17 protein-coding genes are annotated in these 20,591 nt (G+C 62.0%); 5 read left to right on the top strand and 12 right to left on the bottom strand.

Going from position 1 to position 20,591, the window contains the following annotated elements:
* The first annotated feature begins 20 nt into the window (after positions 1 to 20).
* The 4 genes from argF to glgA all read left to right on the top strand — a co-directional run bounded on the left by argF (position 21) and on the right by glgA (position 3,953).
* The gene (gene argF, locus E4656_RS12520) at positions 21 to 923 is read left to right on the top strand and encodes an ornithine carbamoyltransferase (RefSeq protein ID WP_135483610.1); all 903 of its coding nucleotides are present in this window, start codon (positions 21 to 23) and stop codon (positions 921 to 923) included.
* Positions 924 to 1,020: 97 nt separating this feature from the next.
* Entirely contained in the window at positions 1,021 to 1,230 is a 210-nt protein-coding gene (locus E4656_RS12515) for a hypothetical protein (protein ID WP_135483609.1), read from the top strand.
* Positions 1,231 to 1,237: 7 nt separating this feature from the next.
* Positions 1,238 to 2,467, top strand: coding sequence for a glucose-1-phosphate adenylyltransferase (glgC, locus tag E4656_RS12510; protein ID WP_135483608.1), 1,230 nt, complete (start codon positions 1,238 to 1,240; stop codon positions 2,465 to 2,467).
* 7 nt (positions 2,468 to 2,474) lie between these two features.
* Positions 2,475 to 3,953: a glycogen synthase GlgA gene (gene glgA / locus E4656_RS12505; RefSeq protein ID WP_135483607.1), complete on the top strand. Its 1,479-nt coding sequence runs from the start codon at positions 2,475 to 2,477 to the stop codon at positions 3,951 to 3,953.
* On the opposite strand, the gene E4656_RS12500 is transcribed toward glgA, so the two are convergent.
* From E4656_RS12500 to E4656_RS12465, 8 genes are all read right to left on the bottom strand, one after another.
* A complete protein-coding gene (locus E4656_RS12500) occupies positions 3,939 to 5,138 on the bottom strand; it encodes an MFS transporter (RefSeq protein WP_135483606.1) in 1,200 nt (399 codons plus the stop codon). The genes glgA and E4656_RS12500 overlap by 15 nt on opposite strands.
* A gap of 3 nt (positions 5,139 to 5,141) precedes the next feature.
* Complete coding sequence (tadA, locus tag E4656_RS12495) at positions 5,142 to 5,666, bottom strand: tRNA adenosine(34) deaminase TadA (RefSeq protein ID WP_135483605.1); 525 nt, start codon at positions 5,664 to 5,666, stop codon at positions 5,142 to 5,144.
* On the bottom strand, positions 5,663 to 7,237 hold the full coding sequence (guaA, locus tag E4656_RS12490; RefSeq protein WP_135483604.1) for a glutamine-hydrolyzing GMP synthase: 1,575 nt from the start codon (positions 7,235 to 7,237) through the stop codon (positions 5,663 to 5,665). Before guaA ends, tadA begins: the two co-directional genes overlap by 4 nt.
* A 27-nt stretch (positions 7,238 to 7,264) precedes the next feature.
* The gene (gene guaB, locus E4656_RS12485) at positions 7,265 to 8,740 is read right to left on the bottom strand and encodes an IMP dehydrogenase (protein ID WP_135483603.1); all 1,476 of its coding nucleotides are present in this window, start codon (positions 8,738 to 8,740) and stop codon (positions 7,265 to 7,267) included.
* A 298-nt stretch (positions 8,741 to 9,038) separates the two neighbouring features.
* Positions 9,039 to 10,934 carry a DNA topoisomerase IV subunit B gene (gene parE, locus E4656_RS12480; protein WP_135483602.1) on the bottom strand — a complete coding sequence of 632 codons (1,896 nt, stop codon included), beginning with the start codon at positions 10,932 to 10,934 and terminating at the stop codon, positions 9,039 to 9,041.
* A 46-nt stretch (positions 10,935 to 10,980) separates the two neighbouring features.
* A complete protein-coding gene (gene cpdA, locus E4656_RS12475; RefSeq protein ID WP_135483601.1) occupies positions 10,981 to 11,778 on the bottom strand; it encodes a 3',5'-cyclic-AMP phosphodiesterase in 798 nt (265 codons plus the stop codon).
* A 269-nt stretch (positions 11,779 to 12,047) separates the two neighbouring features.
* Positions 12,048 to 12,497, bottom strand: coding sequence for a DUF1249 domain-containing protein (locus E4656_RS12470; RefSeq protein WP_135483600.1), 450 nt, complete (start codon positions 12,495 to 12,497; stop codon positions 12,048 to 12,050).
* Positions 12,494 to 13,153 (bottom strand): NUDIX domain-containing protein, encoded by a 660-nt coding sequence (locus tag E4656_RS12465; protein WP_135483599.1) that lies wholly within the window; start codon positions 13,151 to 13,153, stop codon positions 12,494 to 12,496. The genes E4656_RS12470 and E4656_RS12465 overlap by 4 nt, the downstream gene beginning before the upstream one ends.
* Before the next feature lie 223 nt (positions 13,154 to 13,376).
* Here E4656_RS12465 and E4656_RS12460 point away from each other — a divergent pair, with 223 nt between their 5' ends.
* A complete protein-coding gene (locus E4656_RS12460) occupies positions 13,377 to 14,735 on the top strand; it encodes a TolC family outer membrane protein (protein ID WP_135483598.1) in 1,359 nt (452 codons plus the stop codon).
* A 105-nt stretch (positions 14,736 to 14,840) separates the two neighbouring features.
* On the opposite strand, the gene E4656_RS12455 is transcribed toward E4656_RS12460, so the two are convergent.
* The 4 genes from E4656_RS12455 to glnE all read right to left on the bottom strand — a co-directional run bounded on the left by E4656_RS12455 (position 14,841) and on the right by glnE (position 20,492).
* Positions 14,841 to 16,103, bottom strand: a complete 1,263-nt coding sequence (locus tag E4656_RS12455; RefSeq protein ID WP_135483597.1) for a 3-deoxy-D-manno-octulosonic acid transferase — start codon at positions 16,101 to 16,103, stop codon at positions 14,841 to 14,843.
* A 98-nt stretch (positions 16,104 to 16,201) separates the two neighbouring features.
* Entirely contained in the window at positions 16,202 to 16,705 is a 504-nt protein-coding gene (locus E4656_RS12450; protein WP_167856050.1) for a GNAT family N-acetyltransferase, read from the bottom strand.
* The gene (locus E4656_RS12445; protein WP_135483595.1) at positions 16,702 to 17,646 is read right to left on the bottom strand and encodes an LpxL/LpxP family acyltransferase; all 945 of its coding nucleotides are present in this window, start codon (positions 17,644 to 17,646) and stop codon (positions 16,702 to 16,704) included. The genes E4656_RS12450 and E4656_RS12445 overlap by 4 nt, the downstream gene beginning before the upstream one ends.
* Positions 17,646 to 20,492 carry a bifunctional [glutamate--ammonia ligase]-adenylyl-L-tyrosine phosphorylase/[glutamate--ammonia-ligase] adenylyltransferase gene (gene glnE, locus E4656_RS12440; RefSeq protein ID WP_167856049.1) on the bottom strand — a complete coding sequence of 949 codons (2,847 nt, stop codon included), beginning with the start codon at positions 20,490 to 20,492 and terminating at the stop codon, positions 17,646 to 17,648. The genes E4656_RS12445 and glnE overlap by 1 nt, the downstream gene beginning before the upstream one ends.
* Positions 20,493 to 20,591: the final 99 nt, after the last annotated feature.

Below are 20,591 nucleotides of genomic sequence, written 5' to 3'. Positions count from 1 at the left end.
CTGTTTTACGGAGACCGACCATGGCGACACGGCACTTTCTTTCTCTGCTCGATCTGACTCCGCAGGAGCTGCAGCAACTGATCGATCGCGCGATTGAATTGAAAGCCATGCACAAGCGCCGAGAGGTCCACGAACCACTCAAGAACCGGGTGCTGGCCATGATCTTCGAGAAGTCGTCCACCCGCACCCGGGTCTCCTTCGAGGCCGGCATGACCCAGCTTGGCGGCAGCGCCCTGTTCCTGTCCCCACGCGATACCCAGTTGGGCCGTGGTGAACCGGTGGAAGACTCGGCCCGTGTGCTGTCACAGATGGTCGATGCAGTCATGATTCGCACCTTCGAGCACGCCACGGTGGAAACCTTTGCCGCCCACTCCGAGGTGCCGGTCATCAATGCCCTGACCGATTTCAACCACCCCTGCCAGCTGCTGGCCGACATGCAGGCCTATCATGAGGTCAGGGGCAGCATTCAGGGCAAGACCGTGGCCTGGATCGGGGACGGCAACAATATGTGCCACAGCTACATCAATGCAGCCCGCCAGTGGGGCTTTGAGTTGCGCGTTGCCTGCCCGGAAGGCTACGACCCCGATGCCGAGCTGGTGCAGGCCAACAAGGACCGGGTGCAGATCGTGCGCCGCCCCGAAGATGCCGTACAGGGCGCCCATCTGGTCGCTACCGACGTCTGGGCCTCCATGGGCCAGGAGGAAGAATCAGCGCAGCGCCTGGGAATATTCGCCCCCTATCAGGTCAGCCCGCAACTGATGGACAAGGCTGACCCGCAAGCCCTGTTCATGCACTGTCTGCCCGCCCACCGGGGCGAGGAAGTCAGCCATGACATGCTGGATGATCCACGTTCTGTGGTCTGGGAAGAAGCCGGTAATCGACTGCATGCACAGAAGGCGCTGCTGGAATTTCTGCTGCGCTGATACCGCCTGTGACATCCGTATGGAGCCAGCCAAAGGGGCTCTACAAGGGCCCTGCAGCCATGTATGATGAAGTTATCATTGGTGCAGGGGGTTGCCCATGAAGCACACACGCCTGAAGTTTGTCGTGTTCCTGATTGTCCTGACCCTGGTCATTATAGGGCTGCTGTTTCTGGAACAGATCAGGGACCATCCAAGCTACGCGCCCATGTTCAACAACATGATTGGCCTGCCCCTGCTGTGGGGTCTGTTCAGATATTCTCGACAGGATACCCGCAGCCTGCTGGCGGCCAGCCACTCGAATCAGTGAGGTAGTCATGTCCGGCATTCTTTCCATGATACTGGCCGGGGGCGAAGGTACGCGCCTGGCCCCCTTGACCGGCATCCGGGCCAAGCCCGCTGTGCCCTTCGGTGGCAACTACCGAATCATCGATTTTGTACTCAACAACTTCGTCAACTCCGATCTGCTGCAGATTTTCGTGCTGACACAGTTCAAGTCGCACAGTCTGCTCAAGCACATGAGCCGGCGCTGGCGCGTCACCGGGCTGACCAACCGCTTTATCGACCCGATACCGGCACAGATGCAGACCGGCAAACACTGGTATCAGGGCACGGCCGACGCCATCTACCAGAACCTGGAAGTGATCAACGGGGTCGACCCGGAAGTCGTCTGTGTGTTCGGCGGCGATCACATCTACAAGATGGATGTGCGCCAGATGATCCAGTTTCACAACGACAACCCGGCCAAGCTCACTGTTGCGGCCATTCCTGTGCCGGTGGAGCAGGCGCATCAGTTCGGTGTGATCGAGATTGACGAGAACCACAAGATGATCGGTTTTCAGGAAAAGCCCAAGGCCAACCCGAAGACCATTCCCGGCAACCCCAACATGGTGCTGGCGTCCATGGGCAACTATGTCTTCGACGCCGCCACGCTGACCGACTGCCTGCTGCGCGATGCCGAAAACCCGGACTCGGTACACGATTTCGGCCACAACATCATCCCGGATCTCTACAAGGCCGGCGATGTCTACGTCTATGATTTCTCGCAGAACGAGATCCGTGGCGAGCCCGAACAGTCCAAGGGCTACTGGCGCGATGTGGGTACCATCGACTCCTACTACGAAGCCAATATGGACCTGATTTCGGTGACCCCGCCGATCGATCTGTACAACCGCTACTGGCCGCTGCGCAGCTACCACCCCGCAGTACCGCCGGCCAAGTTCGTGCATGACGAAGCCCAGCGTACCGGCCAGGCCATCAGTTCCATGGTGTCCGGAGGCTGCATTGTCAGTGGGTCCATCGTGTATCGGTCGATTCTGGGCTACAACTGCCATATACACAGCCATGCCTATGTGGACAGCTGCGTCATCATGGGCGGCAACGATATCGGACGGGGCTCGCGCATCCGTCGGGCCATCATCGACAAGAACGTGGAAATTGCTCCCAACACCGTCATCGGCGAAGACCCGGAACAGGATCGGCAACGGTTCCATGTCTCCAAGGAAGGTGTGGTGGTGATTCCCAAGGGTTCAAGAATCGGATTCTGACTGCACAGTGAGCCAACCGACGACAACGCCACGCCGCATCCTGCATGTGGCCTCCGAATATGAAGGCCTGGTCAAGACGGGCGGCCTGGCTGATGTGGCGCGGGCCCTGCCCGCTGCGCTCAGCAATATCGACACCGATGTACGGGTATTGATTCCCTGTTACCGGCCCCTGCTGGAGCGGAACTTTCCCAAACGCCTGCACAGCCTTTCGGTGCCGGTCAATCTGACCGAACGCTACGGCTGCAGCGTGCGCGAATGGCAGGACGGCAACATCACCGTCTATCTGCTCGAACACAATGATTTCTACGACCGGGCCGGTCTGTATGATGACGGAAGCTGGCCTTATGAAGACAATCCGCTGCGCTTTGCGCTGCTGACCAAGGCCGCCTTCGAGCTGTGCCGGGAACTGGACTTCCGGCCCGACATCCTGCACAGCCATGACTGGCAGACGGCCCTGACCGGCTACTATCTCCGCGTGCACCATGGTGATGACCCCTTCTTTGCCGGCACCCGGGTGGCATTCAATGTCCACAACGGCGCCTATCAGGGCCGCTGTCATGCGCGCTGGCTCAGCCCGCTGGGCATTGACCCGCGTCACTTCACTGCCGACCACCTGGAGGACCACGGTGAGATCAACCTGCTCAAGGCTGGTGTCACCTTCTCGGATGCCATCATCCCGGTCAGCCCGGGCTATGCGGCAGAACTGGTGGAAGAGCAGACATCACACGGCCTGTGGCAGCTGTTTCGTCAGCACCAGGACCGCCTGCAGGGTATTCTGAACGGCTGTGACTATGGCCAGTGGAATCCGGAGACGGATCGCCTGCTGCCGGCCCGCTTCAGTGCTGCCGATCTCGACGGCAAGGCGGCCTGCAAGGCCCGACTGCAGACGGCTCTGGGCCTGGCCCCGGAACCGGATGTGCCGCTGTTCGGGCTGATCAGCCGTCTGACCGACCAGAAAGGCTTCCACTACCTGATTCCGGCTCTGCACGAACTGATGCAGCATCCGGTACAGCTGGCGCTGCTGGGCAGTGGCGATGCCCATTTCGCCGGGCTGCTGCGGGATCTGGCTGCAGCCTACCCGGGTCAGGTGCATTTTACCGAAGGCTACAGTGACCTGCTGTCACACCGCATCGAAGCGGCCAGCGATTTCTTCCTGATGCCCAGCCTGTTCGAACCCTGCGGCCTGAACCAGATCTACAGCATGCGTTATGGCACCCTGCCCATAGTGCGTCGCACCGGTGGCCTGCGCGACACCGTGGTGCCTCTGCAAGCCAATGGCAGCAATCGGGACAGCGCCACCGGGCTGGCCTTCGACAACCCGTCCATCGAAGATACCCTGGTGGCCATGGAGCAGGCGGTGCAGCTGTATCGGGAGCAGCGTGAGTTGTTCAATCAGGTACAGCAGAATGCCATGCGCCAGCGCTTTACCTGGGACCAGGCGGCGCAAGAGTATCTCCAGCTCTATGACGGTCTAATGGCGCAGTAAGGGCTGCAGACGTCTGGCCTTGAGGGCAAACAGAACAATCAGCATGGACAGCAGGCTGAACCCGGCATTCAGCGTGAACACCCACTGCGGACCCAGCGGGCCTTCCCACAGTGCACCAGCCATCAGGTTGCCGGCAACCAGACCCAGGCCGGTACTGAACGCGAGATAGAACGCCTGTGCCCGCGCCTGCTGATTGCCCGGAAACAGCTTCGAGAGCAGATACATGCTGGAGCCGTGCAGCGCGCCATAGGTCAGCGCATGGCCCGTCTGGGCGATCAGCAGCACCCACCACAGATCGGCCGCCCAGGCGGTGAGCAGCCAGCGCCCTGCCGTCACCAGCAAGGCCGCCACCAGTACCGCCCGCGCACCCCAGCGCAACAGCAGGCCACCGAGAATCAGAAAGAACAGCACCTCTGCCAGGGGCGCAATGGCAAGATAACCGCCAATGGCCAGGCTGCCATAGCCCACCTTCTGCAGATAGAGGTCAAAAAAAGTGTTGTAGGCCGCCAGGCTGACATTCCACAGGAACAGCGCCAGATACAGGCCCCAGATCGGAAAGTGCCGCAGCCGTTCGAGAAAGGCTGACCAGGCCGCCAGCGCACGCGGGGCATCGGCCTGCACCGGCACATCCTGTACCAGCAACATGGTCAGCAGCGAGGCCAGTGCCAGCAGTGCCATCCAGGCCGGCAGCCACTGCGCGCCCAGCGCATCCAGCAGCGGCCCCATCAGCAGTACCACCACGGCAAAGCCCATGGTGCCCCACAGCCGGATACGCCCATACTGGCTGGACCCCGGGCCCAGATACTCCAGCGTGACGGCTTCCATCTGCGGCACTATCGAGGACAGAAACAGCCCGACCAGAGCGATAAACAGCATCTGCAGCGGCAAGGTGCCGGCCAGCATCAGCAGAATGAAGCTGACCACCAGAATCACTGCACTGATGCGTGCCCACAGCATGCGCCGACCGGTGCGATCACTGAGCGAGGCCCAAAGAAAGGGCCCGATCGACATCATCAGTGTCAGCACTGCGGCAACCTGACCGATGCGGTCCGGCGGAAACCCCTCGACACGCAGATAGCGCGCCAGATAGGGCACCAGGGCACCCATGATGGCGAAGTAGAAAAAATAGCAGGTGGAAAGCCGCAGTCGGGGCACAACCGGGCCCTGAGATACCGAAGCGGTCATGATCTATCCTTGTGAGGTGTTGCGCGTCAGAGGCGCACGGGCAGCCTTGCGCGCAGCTCGGCGCTGGCGGAAAAAATCACTGATCAGGGTCGAGGCTTCATCTGCCAGCACCCCTTCCACGATCTCCGGCTGATGATTGAGCCAGTCTTTGCCGGCCAGTTGCTCCCGGCTGACCAGGGCGCCCGCCTTGGGTTCGCGCGCGCCAAACACCACGCGTGCCACCCGCGCATGCACGATGGCACCCACGCACATGGCACAGGGTTCTATGGTGACGTACAGGGTGGTCTCCGGCAGGCGATAGTTGGCGCAGCGTTCGCCGGCCAGGCGCAGGGCCCGTATCTCGGCATGGCCGGCCGGGTCATGGGTGGTCAGCGGCGCATTGTGCGCCCGAGCCAGTTCCACCGGCTGCCCGTCGGCATCGGTGCCGACCAGGACCGCGCCCACCGGCACCTCGCCCTGGCGCGCGCCCTCCGCTGCGGCGGCAAGCGCCAGCCGCATCCAGTCGGAATCAGTGCGCGCCGCTGTCATTCCCACTCAATGGTTGCTGGCGGCTTGCTCGATACATCATAGGTTACGCGTGAAATGCCGCTGATACTGTTGATGATGCGATTGGATACGCGTTCGATCAGCTCATAAGGCAGATGAGCCCAGCGGGCCGTCATGAAATCGATGGTTTCCACCGCGCGCAAGGCCACGACCCACTCGTAGCGCCGGGCATCGCCGACCACGCCGACCGAACGCACCGGCAGGAAAACGGCAAAGGCCTGGTTGGTCTTGTGATACCAGCCGGCCCTGTGCAGTTCCTCGATAAAGATGGCGTCGGCCTCGCGCAGGATGTCCGCATATTCCTTTTTGACTTCGCCCAGAATGCGCACACCCAGGCCCGGCCCCGGGAACGGATGCCGATAGACCATGTCATAGGGCAGGCCCAGGGCCAGCCCGATGCGGCGCACTTCGTCCTTGAACAGCTCGCGCAGCGGCTCGACCAGATCCATCTTCATTTCTGCCGGCAGGCCGCCCACATTGTGGTGGCTCTTGATCACGTGTGCCTTGCCGGTCTTGGACGCGGCGGACTCGATCACGTCCGGGTAAATGGTACCCTGCGCCAGGAAGTTCACATCCTTAAGTTCAGTGGCCTGGGCATCGAACACCTCGATAAAGGTGCGGCCGATGATCTTGCGCTTCTGCTCCGGGTCACTGACCCCCTTGAGTGCATCCAGAAACTGATCTTCGGCGTCCACCCGGATCACGCGCACGCCCATGTTGCTGGCGAAGGTTTCCATGACCTGGTCGCCTTCCTGCTTGCGCAGCAAGCCGTTGTCGACAAAGACACAGGTCAGTTGGGTGCCGATGGCCTTGTGCAGCAGCGCCGCCACCACGGACGAATCCACACCGCCGGACAGCCCCAGCAACACCTTCCGGTCTCCGACCTGATCACGCACCCGCGCCACCAGATCATCGATGATGTTCTCGGCGGTCCACAGCGCATTGCAGCCACAGATGGTGCGCACGAAACGCTCCAGTATGGCTTCGCCCTGCAGTGTATGGGTCACTTCGGGGTGGAACTGCACACCATAGAACTGGCGCTCGTCGTCCGCCATGGCGGCGATGGGGCAGGTATCCGTCTGCGCCATGACCGAGAAACCGGCCGGCAGGCCGGTGACCTGATCACCGTGGCTCATCCAGACATCCAGCCAGTTGCCGGTGTCGGTGGCGTGGTCGACGATGCTGTCCAGCAGGCGGCCAGCATTGAGTACCTCGACCTCGGCATAGCCGAACTCGTGCTTCTCGACGCTCTTGACCGCACCGCCCAGTTGCTCAGCCATGGTCTGCATGCCGTAGCAGATGCCGAGCAGCGGGATGTCCATGGCAAACACGGCCTCGGGCGCGCGTGGGGTATCGGCCGCCGTGACCGATTCCGGCCCGCCGGACAATATGATGCCCTGCGGATTGAACTCGCGGATTTCTTCCGGGGTCATGTCGAAAGCCCGGATTTCACAATAGACCCCGATCTCCCTGACCCGGCGTGCAATCAACTGGGTGTACTGGGAACCGAAGTCCAGAATGAGGATCTTTTCCGCGTGTATATTCTGCCGCATGTAGGGTCCTTTGCCGTGGTCGTATTGTCAGTTGACGCGATAGTTCGGGGCTTCCCGGGTAATCTGCACGTCATGCACGTGTGATTCCCGCATGCCGGCGTTGCTGATGCGCACAAACTGGGGTTTGGTCCGCATGTCCTCGATGGAGGCGCAGCCGGTATAACCCATGGAGGCCCGCACGCCGCCCATCAGTTGATGCACAACATTGGCCAGCGGCCCTTTCACCGCCACCCGGCCTTCAATGCCTTCCGGCACCAGTTTTTCGACTCCGTTGCCACTCTGGAAGTAGCGGTCACTGGAACCCTTGGTCTGACCCATGGCGCCCATGGAACCCATGCCCCGATAGGATTTGTACGCCCGCCCCTGGAACAGTTCGACTTCACCCGGCGATTCATCGGTACCTGCAAACAGGCCGCCGGCCATGATCGCATAGGCTCCGGCGGCTATGGCCTTGGCCAGATCACCGGAGAAGCGGACACCGCCATCGGCCACCAAGGGTATGCCATGGGGCTTCAGTGCTGCCGCCACATTGGATACGGCCGTGATCTGCGGTACACCAACGCCGGCCACGATCCGGGTGGTACAGATGGAACCCGGGCCGATACCGACCTTGACGCCGTCGGCGCCGGCCTTGACCAGATCCAGCGCCGCCTCGGCAGTGGCAATATTGCCGCCGATGACGTCGACTTCCGGGAAATGCTTCTTGACCCAGGCCACGCGGTTGATGACACCGAATTCGTGCGCGGTGTGGCCATGTGCCGTATCGACCACGATCACATCCACCCCGGCCTTGACCAGGGCTTCAATGCGCTCCTCGGTACCGGCACCGGTGCCGACCGCAGCGCCGACGCGCAGGCGACCCTGCGAGTCCTTGCAGGCCATGGGATGCGACTGGGCCTTGGTGATGTCCTTGACCGTGACCAGGCCGACCAGTTGCCCCTGCTCGTTGGTGACCAGCACCTTCTCGATGCGGTGGCGGTGCAGCAGGCTCATGATCACTTCCGGGTCCGTGCCTTCGCGCACGGTGACCAGCTTGTCCTTGCCCGTCATGATGCTGGCAACCTGCGCATCCAGATTGCGCTCGAAGCGCACATCCCGGGCCGTGACAATACCGAGCAGGTCGTCGTTTTCGACCACGGGCACGCCGGAAATATTGTTGGTCAGGGTCAGATCAATCAGCTCACGGATGGTGGCATTGGGGCCGATGGTAATGGGGTCACGCACCACGCCGCTCTCGTATTTCTTGACCTTGCGCACTTCCCGCGCCTGTTGCTCCAGGCTCATGTTCTTGTGCACGATACCAATCCCGCCTTCCTGCGCCATGGCGATGGCCAGGTTGGCTTCGGTGACAGTATCCATTGCAGCAGAGATCAGGGGAATATTGAGTTCGATATTGCGCGAGAGCCGGGTTTTCAGGGAAACCTGATGAGGCAGTACTTCAGAGTAGCCAGGGACCAGAAGAACATCGTCGAAAGTGAGTGCTTCTTCTGCGATTCGTAACATGTATGCCTACCTTTGGTTGCGGGGGATTGATGACGCCGACTGAAGCGGCATCGTCTACAAGGTGGCGCGGCATTATAAACACATTGTGTTAAAAAGCAAAAACAGTTTTCTTCGGTAGACGGTAGAATCGTTAAACGACCTCCAAGGGTTGTCAAACCCTCACTGTCTACTGTCGACCGTCATCTGTCGACTACAACCCACTGTCTACTGTCGACCGTCATCTGTCGACTACAACCCACTGTCGACCGTCTACTGTCTTCCCTCGACTTGATCAACATGCGTGGCCGAGGGCCACAGCCTACACGACGATATCCGCCAGATCCCCTTTGGACTCCAGCCAGGCCCGGCGGTCGCCGCTGCGCTTCTTGGCCAGCAGCATGTCCATGATAAGCTGGGTTTCTTCCAGGTCATCATTGCTCAGTTGGACCAGGCGTCGGGTGTCAGGGTTCATGGTGGTTTCGCGCAGTTGCAGCGGGTTCATTTCACCCAGCCCCTTGAAGCGGGTGACCTGTACCTTGCCCTTGCGTTTTTCGGCCTTGATGCGCTCCATGACGCCTTCACGCTCGGCATCATCCAGGGCGTAGTAGGTGTCCTTGCCGATATCGATACGGTACAGCGGCGGCATGGCCACATAGACATGACCGCCCTTTACCAGAGCCGGAAAGTGCCGCACAAAGAGCGCGCACAGCAGGGCGGAAATATGCAGACCGTCGCTGTCGGCGTCGGCCAGGATGCAGACCTTGCCATAGCGCAGGCCGGCAATGTCGTCGGTATCCGGGTCCACGCCCAGCGCCACGGCAATGTTGTGCACCTCTTCGGAGGCCAGCAGCTCGCCACTGTCCACTTCCCAGGTGTTCAGAATCTTGCCGCGCAGCGGCAGAATGGCCTGGAAGTTCCGGTCCCGCGCCTGCTTGGCCGAACCCCCGGCCGAATCACCCTCGACCAGAAACAGCTCGCTGGCCATGGCATCGACGCCAGAACAGTCCGCCAGTTTGCCCGGCAGTGCGGGGCCCTGGGTCACCTTCTTGCGCGTGACCTTGCGGGCGGCGCGCAGGCGGCGGTTGGCGGTATTGATCACCAGTTCGGCGATCTGATCACCCAGTTCGGTATGCTGGTTCAGCCACAGGCTGAACGAGTCCTTGACCACGCCGGATACAAAGGACGACATCTCGCGGGAGGACAGCCGCTCCTTGGTCTGGCCGGAGAACTGCGGGTCCCGCATCTTGGCCGACAGCACATAGTGGCACTTGTCCCAGATGTCTTCCGGGGTCAGGCGCAGCCCGCGCGGCAGCAGATTGCGAAACTCGCAGTATTCGCGCAGGGCTTCCAGCAGGCCGGTGCGGAACCCGTTGACGTGTGTACCGCCGAGGGCCGTGGGAATCAAATTCACATAGCTTTCCATCAGGCCTTCGCCGCCTTCCGGCAGCCACTGCACGGCCCAGTCCACGGCTTCGGTTTCACCGGCGAAGGAGCCGACAAAGGGGTCCGCCGGCAGCGGGTCATAAACCCGGGTGGCCTCGTTCAGATAATCGCGCAGACCATCTTCGTAATACCACTCGTCCCGGCTGCCCTCTTCCTCCTCTTCCAGCACCACGGTGAGGCCGGGGCACAGCACGGCCTTGGCGCGCAGTACATGGCGCAGGCGGCTGAGCAGAATGCGACCACTGTCAAAGAAGCTGGCATCCGGCATGAAATGCACGCAGGTACCGGTACGGCGCTGACCGCAGGTATCGACCACGGTCAGTTCACTGGCCTTTTCGCTGTTCTCGTAGCGCATCTGGTGCACCTGACCGTTTTTCCACACGGTCACGTCCAGCCAGGACGACAGCGCATTGACCACCGAAACCCCGACCCCGTGCAGGCCGCCCGAGTACTGGTAGTTGTCGCCGGAGAATTTGCCACCCGCATGCAGGCGCGTCATGATCAGTTCGACCCCGGTCACACCCTCTTCCGGGTGAATGTCCACCGGCATGCCCCGACCGTCATCCGTGACCGACAGGGAACCGTCCCGATGCAGCATCACGCTGACCTTTTTGGCATAACCGGACAGCGCCTCATCCACCGAGTTGTCGATGACTTCCTGCGCCAGGTGGTTGGGACGACTGGTATCGGTATACATGCCCGGCCGCTTGCGCACGGGCTCCAGGCCACTGAGTACTTCAATCGACTCAGCAGAGTATTCGGTTCTGGTCATAGGGCGTCTTCAGCTAGTGTGAACGAAACGGTAACGAGCACGCACTCTAATAGCCGGTTCCGTCAAGATCAACGTCAAGATGCACATTGACCCGCGAGATATCGGTCTCTACATGACCATCCGGGTACAGGTTGAGCCAGCGATACCCGGGCGGCTTGTCGTCCAGCTTGAAGTCGAACTGATGGGGTGCAAACTGGATGCAGGTCGACGGTGTGGCCAGATAGTGGACCCCATCGATTATCTTGTCCACATGCTGATGGATATGGCCCCAGAGTACCACCTTGACCTGACTGCTGGCGGCAATCAGTCGATGGAAGGGTTCGGGGTTGCGCAGAATATGGTTGTCGAGCCAGGCCGAGCCACAGGGAATGGGGTGGTGATGCAGGGTGACCAGCACATGCCTCTTGCCGGCGGTGCTCAGCGCATCTTCCAGAAAGGCCAGTTCCTCCTCTTCCAGGAAACCATGCACATTGCGGGTGACCGAAGAGTCGAGCAGAATGATGCGCCAATGCTCATTGTCGACCACCTTGCGGTTGGCATCCCGCCCGAACGGGAGCGCCCGCATACGCGCGGCCTCGTCGTGGTTGCCCGGAATCCAGACCATGTCCGGTGCAAGCTTGAGCATTTCGTCATGGAAAAGCCGATAGGCTTCTTCGGAATTGTCCTGCGCGATATCGCCGGTGCCGAGTATCAGATCGATCGATTCGCGCTCGGCGCGCACCAGATCGTTGACTGCGGCAAAACTGGCCTGTGTATCCATGCCCTGCAGACGCCGGGTCGGGTCACCGAACAAGTGCGTGTCGGTGATCTGTACTACGCGCCAGGGCGTCACTGCCTGTTCCATCCTCTAGGCCTCTTGTCTCTGCCGCCGGTCATGCCGGCTTCCTGTCCCTGAATCATTGTCTTTATTTTTTATTATACCGGCGTGCAAGCCCTCCTGACCCGCTGACTGCTGGACTGCATGTGACAGCCCACACCGGTGATTTTCTGTTCAATGCCCTGCAGTTTTGCAAAATTTGATGCAGATGAACAGCCTTCGACCCTATACAGTGCATTCCAAGCGGAAATTGTTCACAAAAAACGGGAAAAAAGGCCGTCAAAGAACGCAGATAATCAATCCGCCAGACCCGGCACCTTGCGACTGAGACCATGCTCGGCCAGCACCCGCAGCCATTCGGACAGCCAGCGGTTCAACTGCGCACGCTCGTCAGCATGATACATATTGGGGTTGGGGTAGTTGTAGACGCCCTGCAGGCTGCCCACCCGCTCCAGAGTCATCACCTCGGAGGTATTGGCATCCAGATAGACACGCACCCGAAAGGTCTGGCGGGCGAAGGGCTCGGGCAGATGGTGCTGGTGCAGCATGATGTCCACGGTGGCCGTGTAACGAAAGCGCTCGGTGACCTGCAGTCTGATGTCCGCGTCCACATGCGGTTCGGCCTGTACCTGATAGTCCAGGCTCAGGCCTTCTGGAAAATCACGCAGCAGCCGACGCAGACGCAGAAAGTTGCCTTCGCAGACAGCGCCCTGCTCACGCAACTCATGGACATAGACTGATTTCATCCAGACACTCCACTGATGGTCTGCTCCTGCCCTGACGCTGCCGGCGTCTGCCAGCGCGACCGCAATTCATCATGATGCAGTGCCAGCCACTGCAACCCGATAATGCTGGCGGCGTTGTTCACATGCCCGGCGGACAGCCAGGCCAGTGCCTGTTTCACCGTCACCCTGTGCACCAGTATATCCTCTCCGTCGGCATCCAGCCCGTGTACGCCGCCGGCAGAACTTGCATCCACTTCGCCCGCATAGAGTGTGATCTTCTCGGTGGAGCCCCCGGGGCTGGGGAAATACTCGCAGATAAAGTGCAGCCGCCCGACGCTCAGCCCAGCCTCTTCTTCCGCCTCCCGTCGCGCCACGCCGTCGGTGCTCTCGCCGGGCTCGATCAGGCCGGCCACACACTCGATCAGCCAGGGGGTTGGGCCGCTGTGCGCCCCGACCCGGTATTGCTCGATCAGCACCACTTCATCAAGGCGCGGATCATACAGCAGCACCACAACCGCATTCGGGCGCACCATCAGCTCGCGGCGAATCTCGACTGTACCGCCTCGGTAGGCCGCATGCCGCACTGTCAGCGCCTCCATAGTGTAAAAGCCCTGATACAGGGTCTCGGTATGGGTAATATCCACATCACCCAGATCAAACTGCTGTGGGCGTTTCACTGTTGCCGCTCCCGCTTGATTGACATGGTCTGCTGCATCTGCTGCAGCGTCCGACGGCCCTGAGCCGAACCGTGAGTCTAGCAACGGTGCCGGGGCATGACAAAGCTCACTGGGGTAACAGGCGCACAATCTGTATTCTCATGCACCATGCCCACAGCTCCAGATCTTCCGGAGATCCGTATGTTCCGGTTCAGGCTTGAACCGGATTTGCCAAGGAGACACTATGCACGCGAACAAATGGTTACTGGCCGGTATCATCGGTCTGGTCAGCCTCCCCCTGCAAGCCCAGAGTCTGGAGGAGCTTTATCGCAGCGCGCTGCGCAACGATACCCAGCTCAGCGCCGCCATGTCCAATGCCCGGGCCACCGAAACCCGGGTGACTGAAGGGCGTTCTGCCCTGCTGCCCAGGCTGACGCTGGAAGGTGAGTCCGGCGCTGAATACAGCCGCAGCGGTGACGGCTTCCCCGGTGCCGATGGTGACGGGTTGACCGAATATACAGCCGGGGCAGCCCTGGTGCTGACCCAGAACATTTTCAACCGCCAGGCCATAGACGGCTACCAGGCCGTGCAGTCGCTGGCACGCCAGAGTGATGCCGAGGTCGAGGCCGCCCGCGCCGACCTGTTGCAGCGCGTCGTCGATGCCTACCTGGACGTGCTCAAGGCCCGCGAAGGCGTGACCCTCGCTGAACGCGTCATCCAGACCGTGGAGCGCCAACTGGAGCAGACGCAGGAACGCTATGATGTCGGTCTGGTCGCCGTCACCGATGTGCTGGAAGCGACTGCGGCGCTGGATCAGTCCCGCGCCGACCTGCTGCAGGCCCAGAATGGGCTGACGCTGGCGCGCCAGAACCTGTCCCGCATTACCGGCATGGAAATCGACCAATTGCCACGGCTGGCGAGCGATTTTGATCCGAATTCGGTGGAGATCGGCGAACTGGAAGACTGGCTCGGGCTGTCACGCCAGAACCCCGGTCTGGTTTCCGGCCGTCTGGGTTTGCGCGCCTCCGAAGAGGAGCGCCGAGCCAATGAAGCGGACCTGTTCCCGGTAGTCAGTGCGCAAGCCCGCTACGGCTACAATGCGTCCTATATCGATGACCGGCCGGGCTCATTGCAGAACCCCATGCCCGATGATTTTCAGGACGGCGGCAACCTGTCGCTGGCCCTGACCGCCACCATTTCCTTCCCGGTCTATGATGGCGGCAGCCGCCGCGCCGGACTGGACCGCTCCGGTTTCCAGATCGACGCCCAGCAGGCGCAACTGGATGGCCAGACCCAGCAGATCGAACTGTCGGTACGCCAGTTGCACCAGCAACTGCAGGCTGATCTGTCCCGCATCCAGGCGCTGCGTCAGGTGGTCTCCAGCCGTGAAAGCGCTGCCGAAGCGACAGAGCTCGGCTATGAGGTAGGTTCACGCAATGTGGTGGAAGTACTGAACGCGCAGCAGGCGCTGCTGAATGCGCAGACGGATCTGTCCAATGCCCGCCATGATTTCCTGAGCAACTACTTCCAGCTCAAGGAGGCGGCCGGGGATCTCGCCGAGCGCGACATTCTCTGGCTCAACAACCAACTGACCCGGCGCTAAGCCAGAGCGGTCACAGCAACAGACACTTCCGGGGCCAGCAGGCCCCGGCAGTCATTTTCTCTCAACGGCACCGCAGCCGCTTTTTCACTGCTCACCGCCACAGCGCTAACGCAGCAACTCGCGCAAACTGTCTACCTGGCGCGCGGTAGCGCCCTGATTGGCCGCCACCACCGCCTTGCCGGCCGCCCCGTCACGGGCTCGGGCATCATCATCGCCCAGCCAGTCCAGCAGCACCTTGTACAGGTCCCGCGCCGAAGTCTGCCGCAATGCACCCGCATCGCTCAGCAACTGACTGGCCTCACTGAAGTTGTACACCGAAGGCCCGGTGATCACGGGTACACCCTGCATGGCCGGTTCCAGCGGGTTGTGGCTGCCCCGGTCGACCCAGCTGCCACCGAGCAGGGCGACACGGGCCAGACCATAGAAGACCTTCAGTTCGCCCAGCGTATCCAGCAGCCAGACCGAATCACCGGACGCCGGCACCTCGTCCAGGCTGCGCCGCGCATACTTGAGGTTCAGCCCTTCGAGTTTCTTGCCCATGGGCTCGAAGCGTTCCTGATGGCGTGGCGCCACCACCAGCACCAGACGCGGGTAGACCATCAGCAGGGACCGATAGGCGTTGATCACCACGTCCTCTTCACCCGGGTGCAGGCTGCCGGCGACAATCACCGGTCGGTCGCCCAGCCGCTCCTTGAGTCCAGACAGGGCGGTTTCTTCTTCGGCGGTCAGGCGGATATCGTATTTGATGGACCCGGTCACCGCCACGCGCTCTGGTCTGGCACCCAGCTTGCGCAGGCGATCGGCATCGGTTTCCGTCTGCGCCAGCACGCGCGACAGGCCGGCAAAGGCGGGTCGGCTGAGCCAGCGGAAACGTTCATAGCCCCAGGCCGAGCGCATCGACATGCGTGCATTGACCAGCGCAATGGGCGTTTCGGTGCGGTTGGCCAGGGCAATCAGGTTGGGCCACACCTCGGTTTCCATCAGCACGATCAGGCCGGGTCGATAGTGCAGAAACAGAGAGCGATACATGCTGGTCAGATCGAACGGCATGTACTGGTGCAGTACATGCGGCTCCCAGCTGCGCACCAGCTCGGAGCCGGTCGGCGTGGTGGTGGTGACGAGAAACTGCACATCCGGCATGGTCTCGCGCCACTGGTTGATCAGCGAGCGGGCCGCCATGGACTCACCCACAGAGACCGCATGCACCCAGATCAGCGGCTGGCTGCGCACCGGTGATACTGCGGGCCGCCCCAGACGTTCGCGCCAGCGGCGCCGATAATCCGGATTGTCGGCACTGCGACGCCAGAGGCGCATGAACAGCAGGGGTAACATGAGGGTAAGAAGAAAGCTGTAGGCAAGTCGGAGCATGAAGACTACATCTGGCTGCCAAAGGGGTCGATCATTATGCCGGACTGGGCCGCCCAGTCAAAATATCTTGCCGCGCAGCGTAGAAAAATGCACCAGACTCAGGGCTGCTCGGGCAGCAGCAAAGCCATGCTGAGCGTATCCCGATAGCCATCTGGCGCCGGGCGCACAGCCGTGTGACGCCCCTCGATCATGAAACCCAGCGTCTGATAGAGCCCGATGGCGACGCTGTTGTCGGCAAAGACTTCCAGTTCGATGCGCCGGAAGCCGGTCAGGCCGGCCTGCTCGATCACGGCCTGCATCAGACGCCGCCCGAGCCCCTGGAGACGCCAGATCAACGCCACCCCGACACCGATGCGCCCGACGTCCCGCAAAGCGGCTTCCGGACGCGGGTGCAGATCGCACCAGCCGATGACGGCACCGTCATTGACGGCCACCCAGACCGGCGCCCCCAGTGCCAGTGCACCCTCGAGGTGGTGGCTATAATCGGCCAGCGTCGGCGGCTCATGGCTCATCAGATAATCACCCTCACGGATGATAGCGGACAGCACGCGGTGAATGCCGGCGGCATCTGCAGGCCGGGCCACGCGCAGTGCCAGTGTCACTTGCCCTTGACCCCGTAAAAGGCGGGTTCTCCCGGCGGCCGGGTCTTGAAGCGCTTGTGCAGCCACAGGTACTGCTCCGGGGTTTCCCGAATGCGGGCTTCCAGCCACTCATTATAGGCCCGCAGGTCTGTGTCCAGATCGCCGGTGGCGATCTGCGGTGCCGCTTCCAGGCGAATGTGGTACCCGCTGGCATGGCGCCGGGTCAGTACCAGAAAGGGCTTGGCTTCCGAAAGAGTGACCAGCCGTGAGGTGGCCTCCACGGTCGCGGCCGGAATGCCGAAAAACGGCACAAAGGCAGTGGCGCGCTTGCGGCCCAGATCCTGATCGGGGGCATAGAAGATGCCCCGCCCCTGACGCAGGCGACGCACCATGCCGCGCATATCGCGCCGGTCCACCAGGCCACCGACAAAGCGCAGCCGCCCGCGGTGCTGAAAATAGTTCAGCAGGGGGTTGTTGTGCGGCCGGTGCAGGGTGTCGAAATCAGCCAGGGTGCCCATGTAGGCCCCGCAGATATCAATGCAGGAAAAGTGCGCCCCGACAAACAGTGCGCCCTGCCCGTCCTGCAGCGCCTGTATGGCCGGCTCTATCTGCTCCACCTGCCAGTCCACGCGCAGCCGCCTCGGGTCACCAAACCAGGCCACGCAGGTTTCGGGCAGGCCCTTGCCGGTCTCGGCAAAAATGGCCTTGACCCGCGCGCGGCGGGCCGCATCATCCAGTTCCGGAAACACTCGCGCCATATTGGTGTCAGCGACGTGGCGGCGATCTGCGGCCACATGGTACAGCAGCCGGCCCAGACCGGCCCCGAAGGCCATCTGCCAGCGCCACGGCAAGTGCGCCAGGCACCACATCAGGCCCGCCAGAGCCCAGATAGGCCAGTAATCCGGAGCCAGCCAGCGGCGCTGAAACTGCAGCGGGTCGGCCTTCTTCCTGCGCTGCCCCATCAGGCATTCTCCGGCTGCATGATCTGCTGCCAGCAGTGGCTCACGGTATCAATGGTCTGCTGGAACTCGGCCAGTTGCGCGGCACCATGCAGGCGGCCATCGCCCTGTTGCAGAGCCTGCCGGTGTACTTCTCCCCGCCAGTGCAGATAAGCCTGACTCAGGGCCTCTCGGGTTGCGTTGTCTATCACCTGCTCACTCTCCAGACTCTCCAGTAATCGCATGTTGTCCGACCAGCGTGCCAGCGCCGGCAGGGCATGGGTATGACGCAACAGCAGAAACTGCACGATGAACTCAATATCGACGATACCACCCGGGTCCTGCTTGATATGGAACTCTGCAGCACGATGGCTGGCCGGTGTGGCCAGATTGGCGCGCATCTTCTCGCGCATGTTCAGCACTTCACGGCGCAGCGCCTCGGTATCACGCGGGCGCCCCAGAACCTCGGCCCGCACCTCGGCCACGCGCTGACACAGGTCCGGACAGCCGGCCACCGGGCGCGCCCGCACCAGAGCCTGATGCTCCCAGGTCCAGGCATCTTCCAGCTGATAGGTGGCAAAGGCAGACAGCGAGGTCACCAGCAGGCCGGAGTTGCCGGACGGTCGCAGCCGCATGTCGGCTTCATAGAGAATGCCTGACGGGGTCTGGGTGGTCAGCAGGTGGATAATACGCTGCCCGAGACGCATGAAGAAGACATTGTTGTCGACCGACCGGGCACCTTTGGTGGTGCCCTGCGGGGCACCGTCATGCACGAACACCAGATCCAGATCGGACTCATAGCTCAGCTCTATGCCGCCCAGTTTGCCATAGGCCAGAATGGCAAAGTCGGTATCACACAGGCTGCCGTCTTCGCGCGTCGGAGTACCGTACTTTTCGGTCATCTGCTCCCAGGCCAGCCAGAACACCTGCTGCAGGACTTCCTCGGCGGTATAGGTCAGATAATCACTGATTTTCATCAGCGGCAGGTTGCCGGTCAGCTCACAGGCAGCGGCGCGCAGCACGCGGCTATGGCGGAAATGCCGCAGTTGCTCCATCTGCTGTTCCAGATCCTCGTCCGGCAGGCGCAGCAGGCGCTGATGCAGATCATCACGCAGGCCGCGCCGTTCCGGCAAACGATACAGCTGCTGGCTGTCGGTCAGTTCGTCCAGCAGATAGGGCTTGTCGCTCAGCTGTGCGGCGACCCAGGGGCTCAGCGCCGTCAGCCTGACCAGTTCCCGGATGGCATAGGGGTTCTCCACCAGCATGATCAGGTAGGCACTGCGGCGCAGCACCGCCCGCACCACCTGAAACACCCCGGGCACCGCCTGCGCCGGCTGCTGCAGGCGCGCCAGCTCGGCCAGCAACAGCGGCATGAAGCGCGCCAGGCGCTCCCGCCCGGCGTCCGATACATGGTACTTGTCCAGATCGGCCTGCAACTGTTCGACAGCCTCCCGCAGGGCATCGGCATCCTCGGCAAAATCCGTCACCCAGTCGGCCTCGGCCGGGGTCTGCCAATAGGGTTCCCAGGGATGATCCGGCGTCTCGACCGGCTCCGACGGCGCAATGAAGGCATCAAAATGCGTGCTGACACGGGCCCGCACCTGATCCAGCCAGGCCTCGAAAGACGCCCAGTCGACAAAGCCGGCGACCTCGATCAGCCGCGCCCGCCAGTCTTCGCTGTCCGGCAGCGACTGGGTCTGGCGGTCTTCCTGGGCCTGCAGCAGGTGCTCGACCCGGCGCAGATGATCATAGCTGTCGCGCAGCTCATGGCAGACCTGATCCGGCAGCAGGCCTTCGGTCTCTATGGCCGCGAGCACCCGGTAGATATTGGCCTCGGTCAGCGCCGGGCTCTGGCCGCCCTGAATCAGTTGCAGGGCCTGCACTATGAACTCCACTTCGCGGATGCCACCGGCGCCCAGCTTGATATTGTGCTGCCGCTGCAGACGCCGGTTCTCGGCACTGATCAGTTGCTTCATCTCGCGCAGTGCTGTCAGCACCTGATAGTCCACATAGCGGCGAAACACAAAGCTTTGCAGAGCCGGCATCAGATCGGCTTCGGCGCTGTCCACGGCCGTGATCGGGCGCGCCTTGATCAACGCGTAACGCTCCCAGTCGCGGCCCTGCTCCTGATAATAGGTGATGGCGGCGGGGAAACTCAGCGCCAGTGGGCCACTCTGGCCGTTGGGGCGCAGGCGCATGTCCACCCGATAGACAAAGCCGTCCTCAGTGCGCTGATCCAGCAACTGGATGATCTTGCGGCCCAGACGGGTAAAGAATTCACTGTGGCTCAGGGATCGCTCGCCATCGGTTTCGCCCTCCTGCGGGAAGGCGAAGATCAGATCGATATCGGAGCTCAGGTTCAGCTCCCGCGCCCCCAGCTTGCCCATGCCGAGAATGGTCAGCCGCTGCGGCTTGCCGGTATGCGGGCAAACAGCGGGCTCACCGAAGCGGGCCACCAGTTGCGCGGTGGCAAAGTCAGCCGCCGCCTTGATGGCCGCATCGGCCAGTTGGGTGATGGCTTCCAGGCGCTCGGGCAGTGCTGGCTGGCTGCGCACTTCCTGCCAGATCAGCCGCACCTGCTCTCGGTTGCGCCACTGGCGCAGGCAGCGCATGAAGCCGGCTTCGTCATCAGGCGCCAGCTCGGCAGTCAGAGCCTCCAGCCGGGGCAGCGGATCATCTTCGGCCCGTTCCAGCGCGTCGGCCAGCACCGGCAACTGCTCCGGCTCGGCGAGCAGAACGCGACGGGCAAAATCACTGGCCACCAGCAACTGCCGGAGATCCTCGGACCAGGCGGTGGCCCGCTCCTGTTCACCCGCCATATGCTGCCATTGTTGCAGCAGGGTCTGGTAATCATCGACTGGCTGACTCATCATTTCTCCAGTTCTATGGTGAACGAATTATCACCGGTGTACGAACGCCACACCGGTTGCTATCTTCCCCGGACCCCGGCACAGGATCAACCTTCGACC

Source organism: Natronospirillum operosum, assembly GCF_004768465.1.
Lineage (GTDB): Bacteria > Pseudomonadota > Gammaproteobacteria > Pseudomonadales > Natronospirillaceae > Natronospirillum > Natronospirillum operosum.
The sequence above is the reverse complement of the archived record's forward strand: the minus strand, read 5'-3'. Positions and strand labels throughout refer to the sequence as shown.

Bases quoted from the DNA above. Each gene is read 5' to 3' on its own strand.
- argF (WP_135483610.1), top strand. From the start codon at position 21: ATGGCGACACGGCACTTTCTTTCTCTGCTCGATCTGACTCCGCAGGAG.
- glnE (WP_167856049.1), bottom strand. From the start codon at position 20,492: ATGAGTCAGCCAGTCGATGATTACCAGACCCTGCTGCAACAATGGCAG.
- parE (WP_135483602.1), bottom strand. From the start codon at position 10,934: ATGACCAGAACCGAATACTCTGCTGAGTCGATTGAAGTACTCAGTGGC.
- E4656_RS12500 (WP_135483606.1), bottom strand. From the start codon at position 5,138: ATGACCGCTTCGGTATCTCAGGGCCCGGTTGTGCCCCGACTGCGGCTT.
- glgC (WP_135483608.1), top strand. From the start codon at position 1,238: ATGTCCGGCATTCTTTCCATGATACTGGCCGGGGGCGAAGGTACGCGC.
- E4656_RS12470 (WP_135483600.1), bottom strand. From the start codon at position 12,497: ATGAAATCAGTCTATGTCCATGAGTTGCGTGAGCAGGGCGCTGTCTGC.
- tadA (WP_135483605.1), bottom strand. From the start codon at position 5,666: ATGACAGCGGCGCGCACTGATTCCGACTGGATGCGGCTGGCGCTTGCC.
- cpdA (WP_135483601.1), bottom strand. From the start codon at position 11,778: ATGGAACAGGCAGTGACGCCCTGGCGCGTAGTACAGATCACCGACACG.
- E4656_RS12455 (WP_135483597.1), bottom strand. From the start codon at position 16,103: ATGCTCCGACTTGCCTACAGCTTTCTTCTTACCCTCATGTTACCCCTG.
- E4656_RS12460 (WP_135483598.1), top strand. From the start codon at position 13,377: ATGCACGCGAACAAATGGTTACTGGCCGGTATCATCGGTCTGGTCAGC.
- E4656_RS12515 (WP_135483609.1), top strand. From the start codon at position 1,021: ATGAAGCACACACGCCTGAAGTTTGTCGTGTTCCTGATTGTCCTGACC.
- E4656_RS12445 (WP_135483595.1), bottom strand. From the start codon at position 17,646: ATGGGGCAGCGCAGGAAGAAGGCCGACCCGCTGCAGTTTCAGCGCCGC.
- guaB (WP_135483603.1), bottom strand. From the start codon at position 8,740: ATGTTACGAATCGCAGAAGAAGCACTCACTTTCGACGATGTTCTTCTG.
- guaA (WP_135483604.1), bottom strand. From the start codon at position 7,237: ATGCGGCAGAATATACACGCGGAAAAGATCCTCATTCTGGACTTCGGT.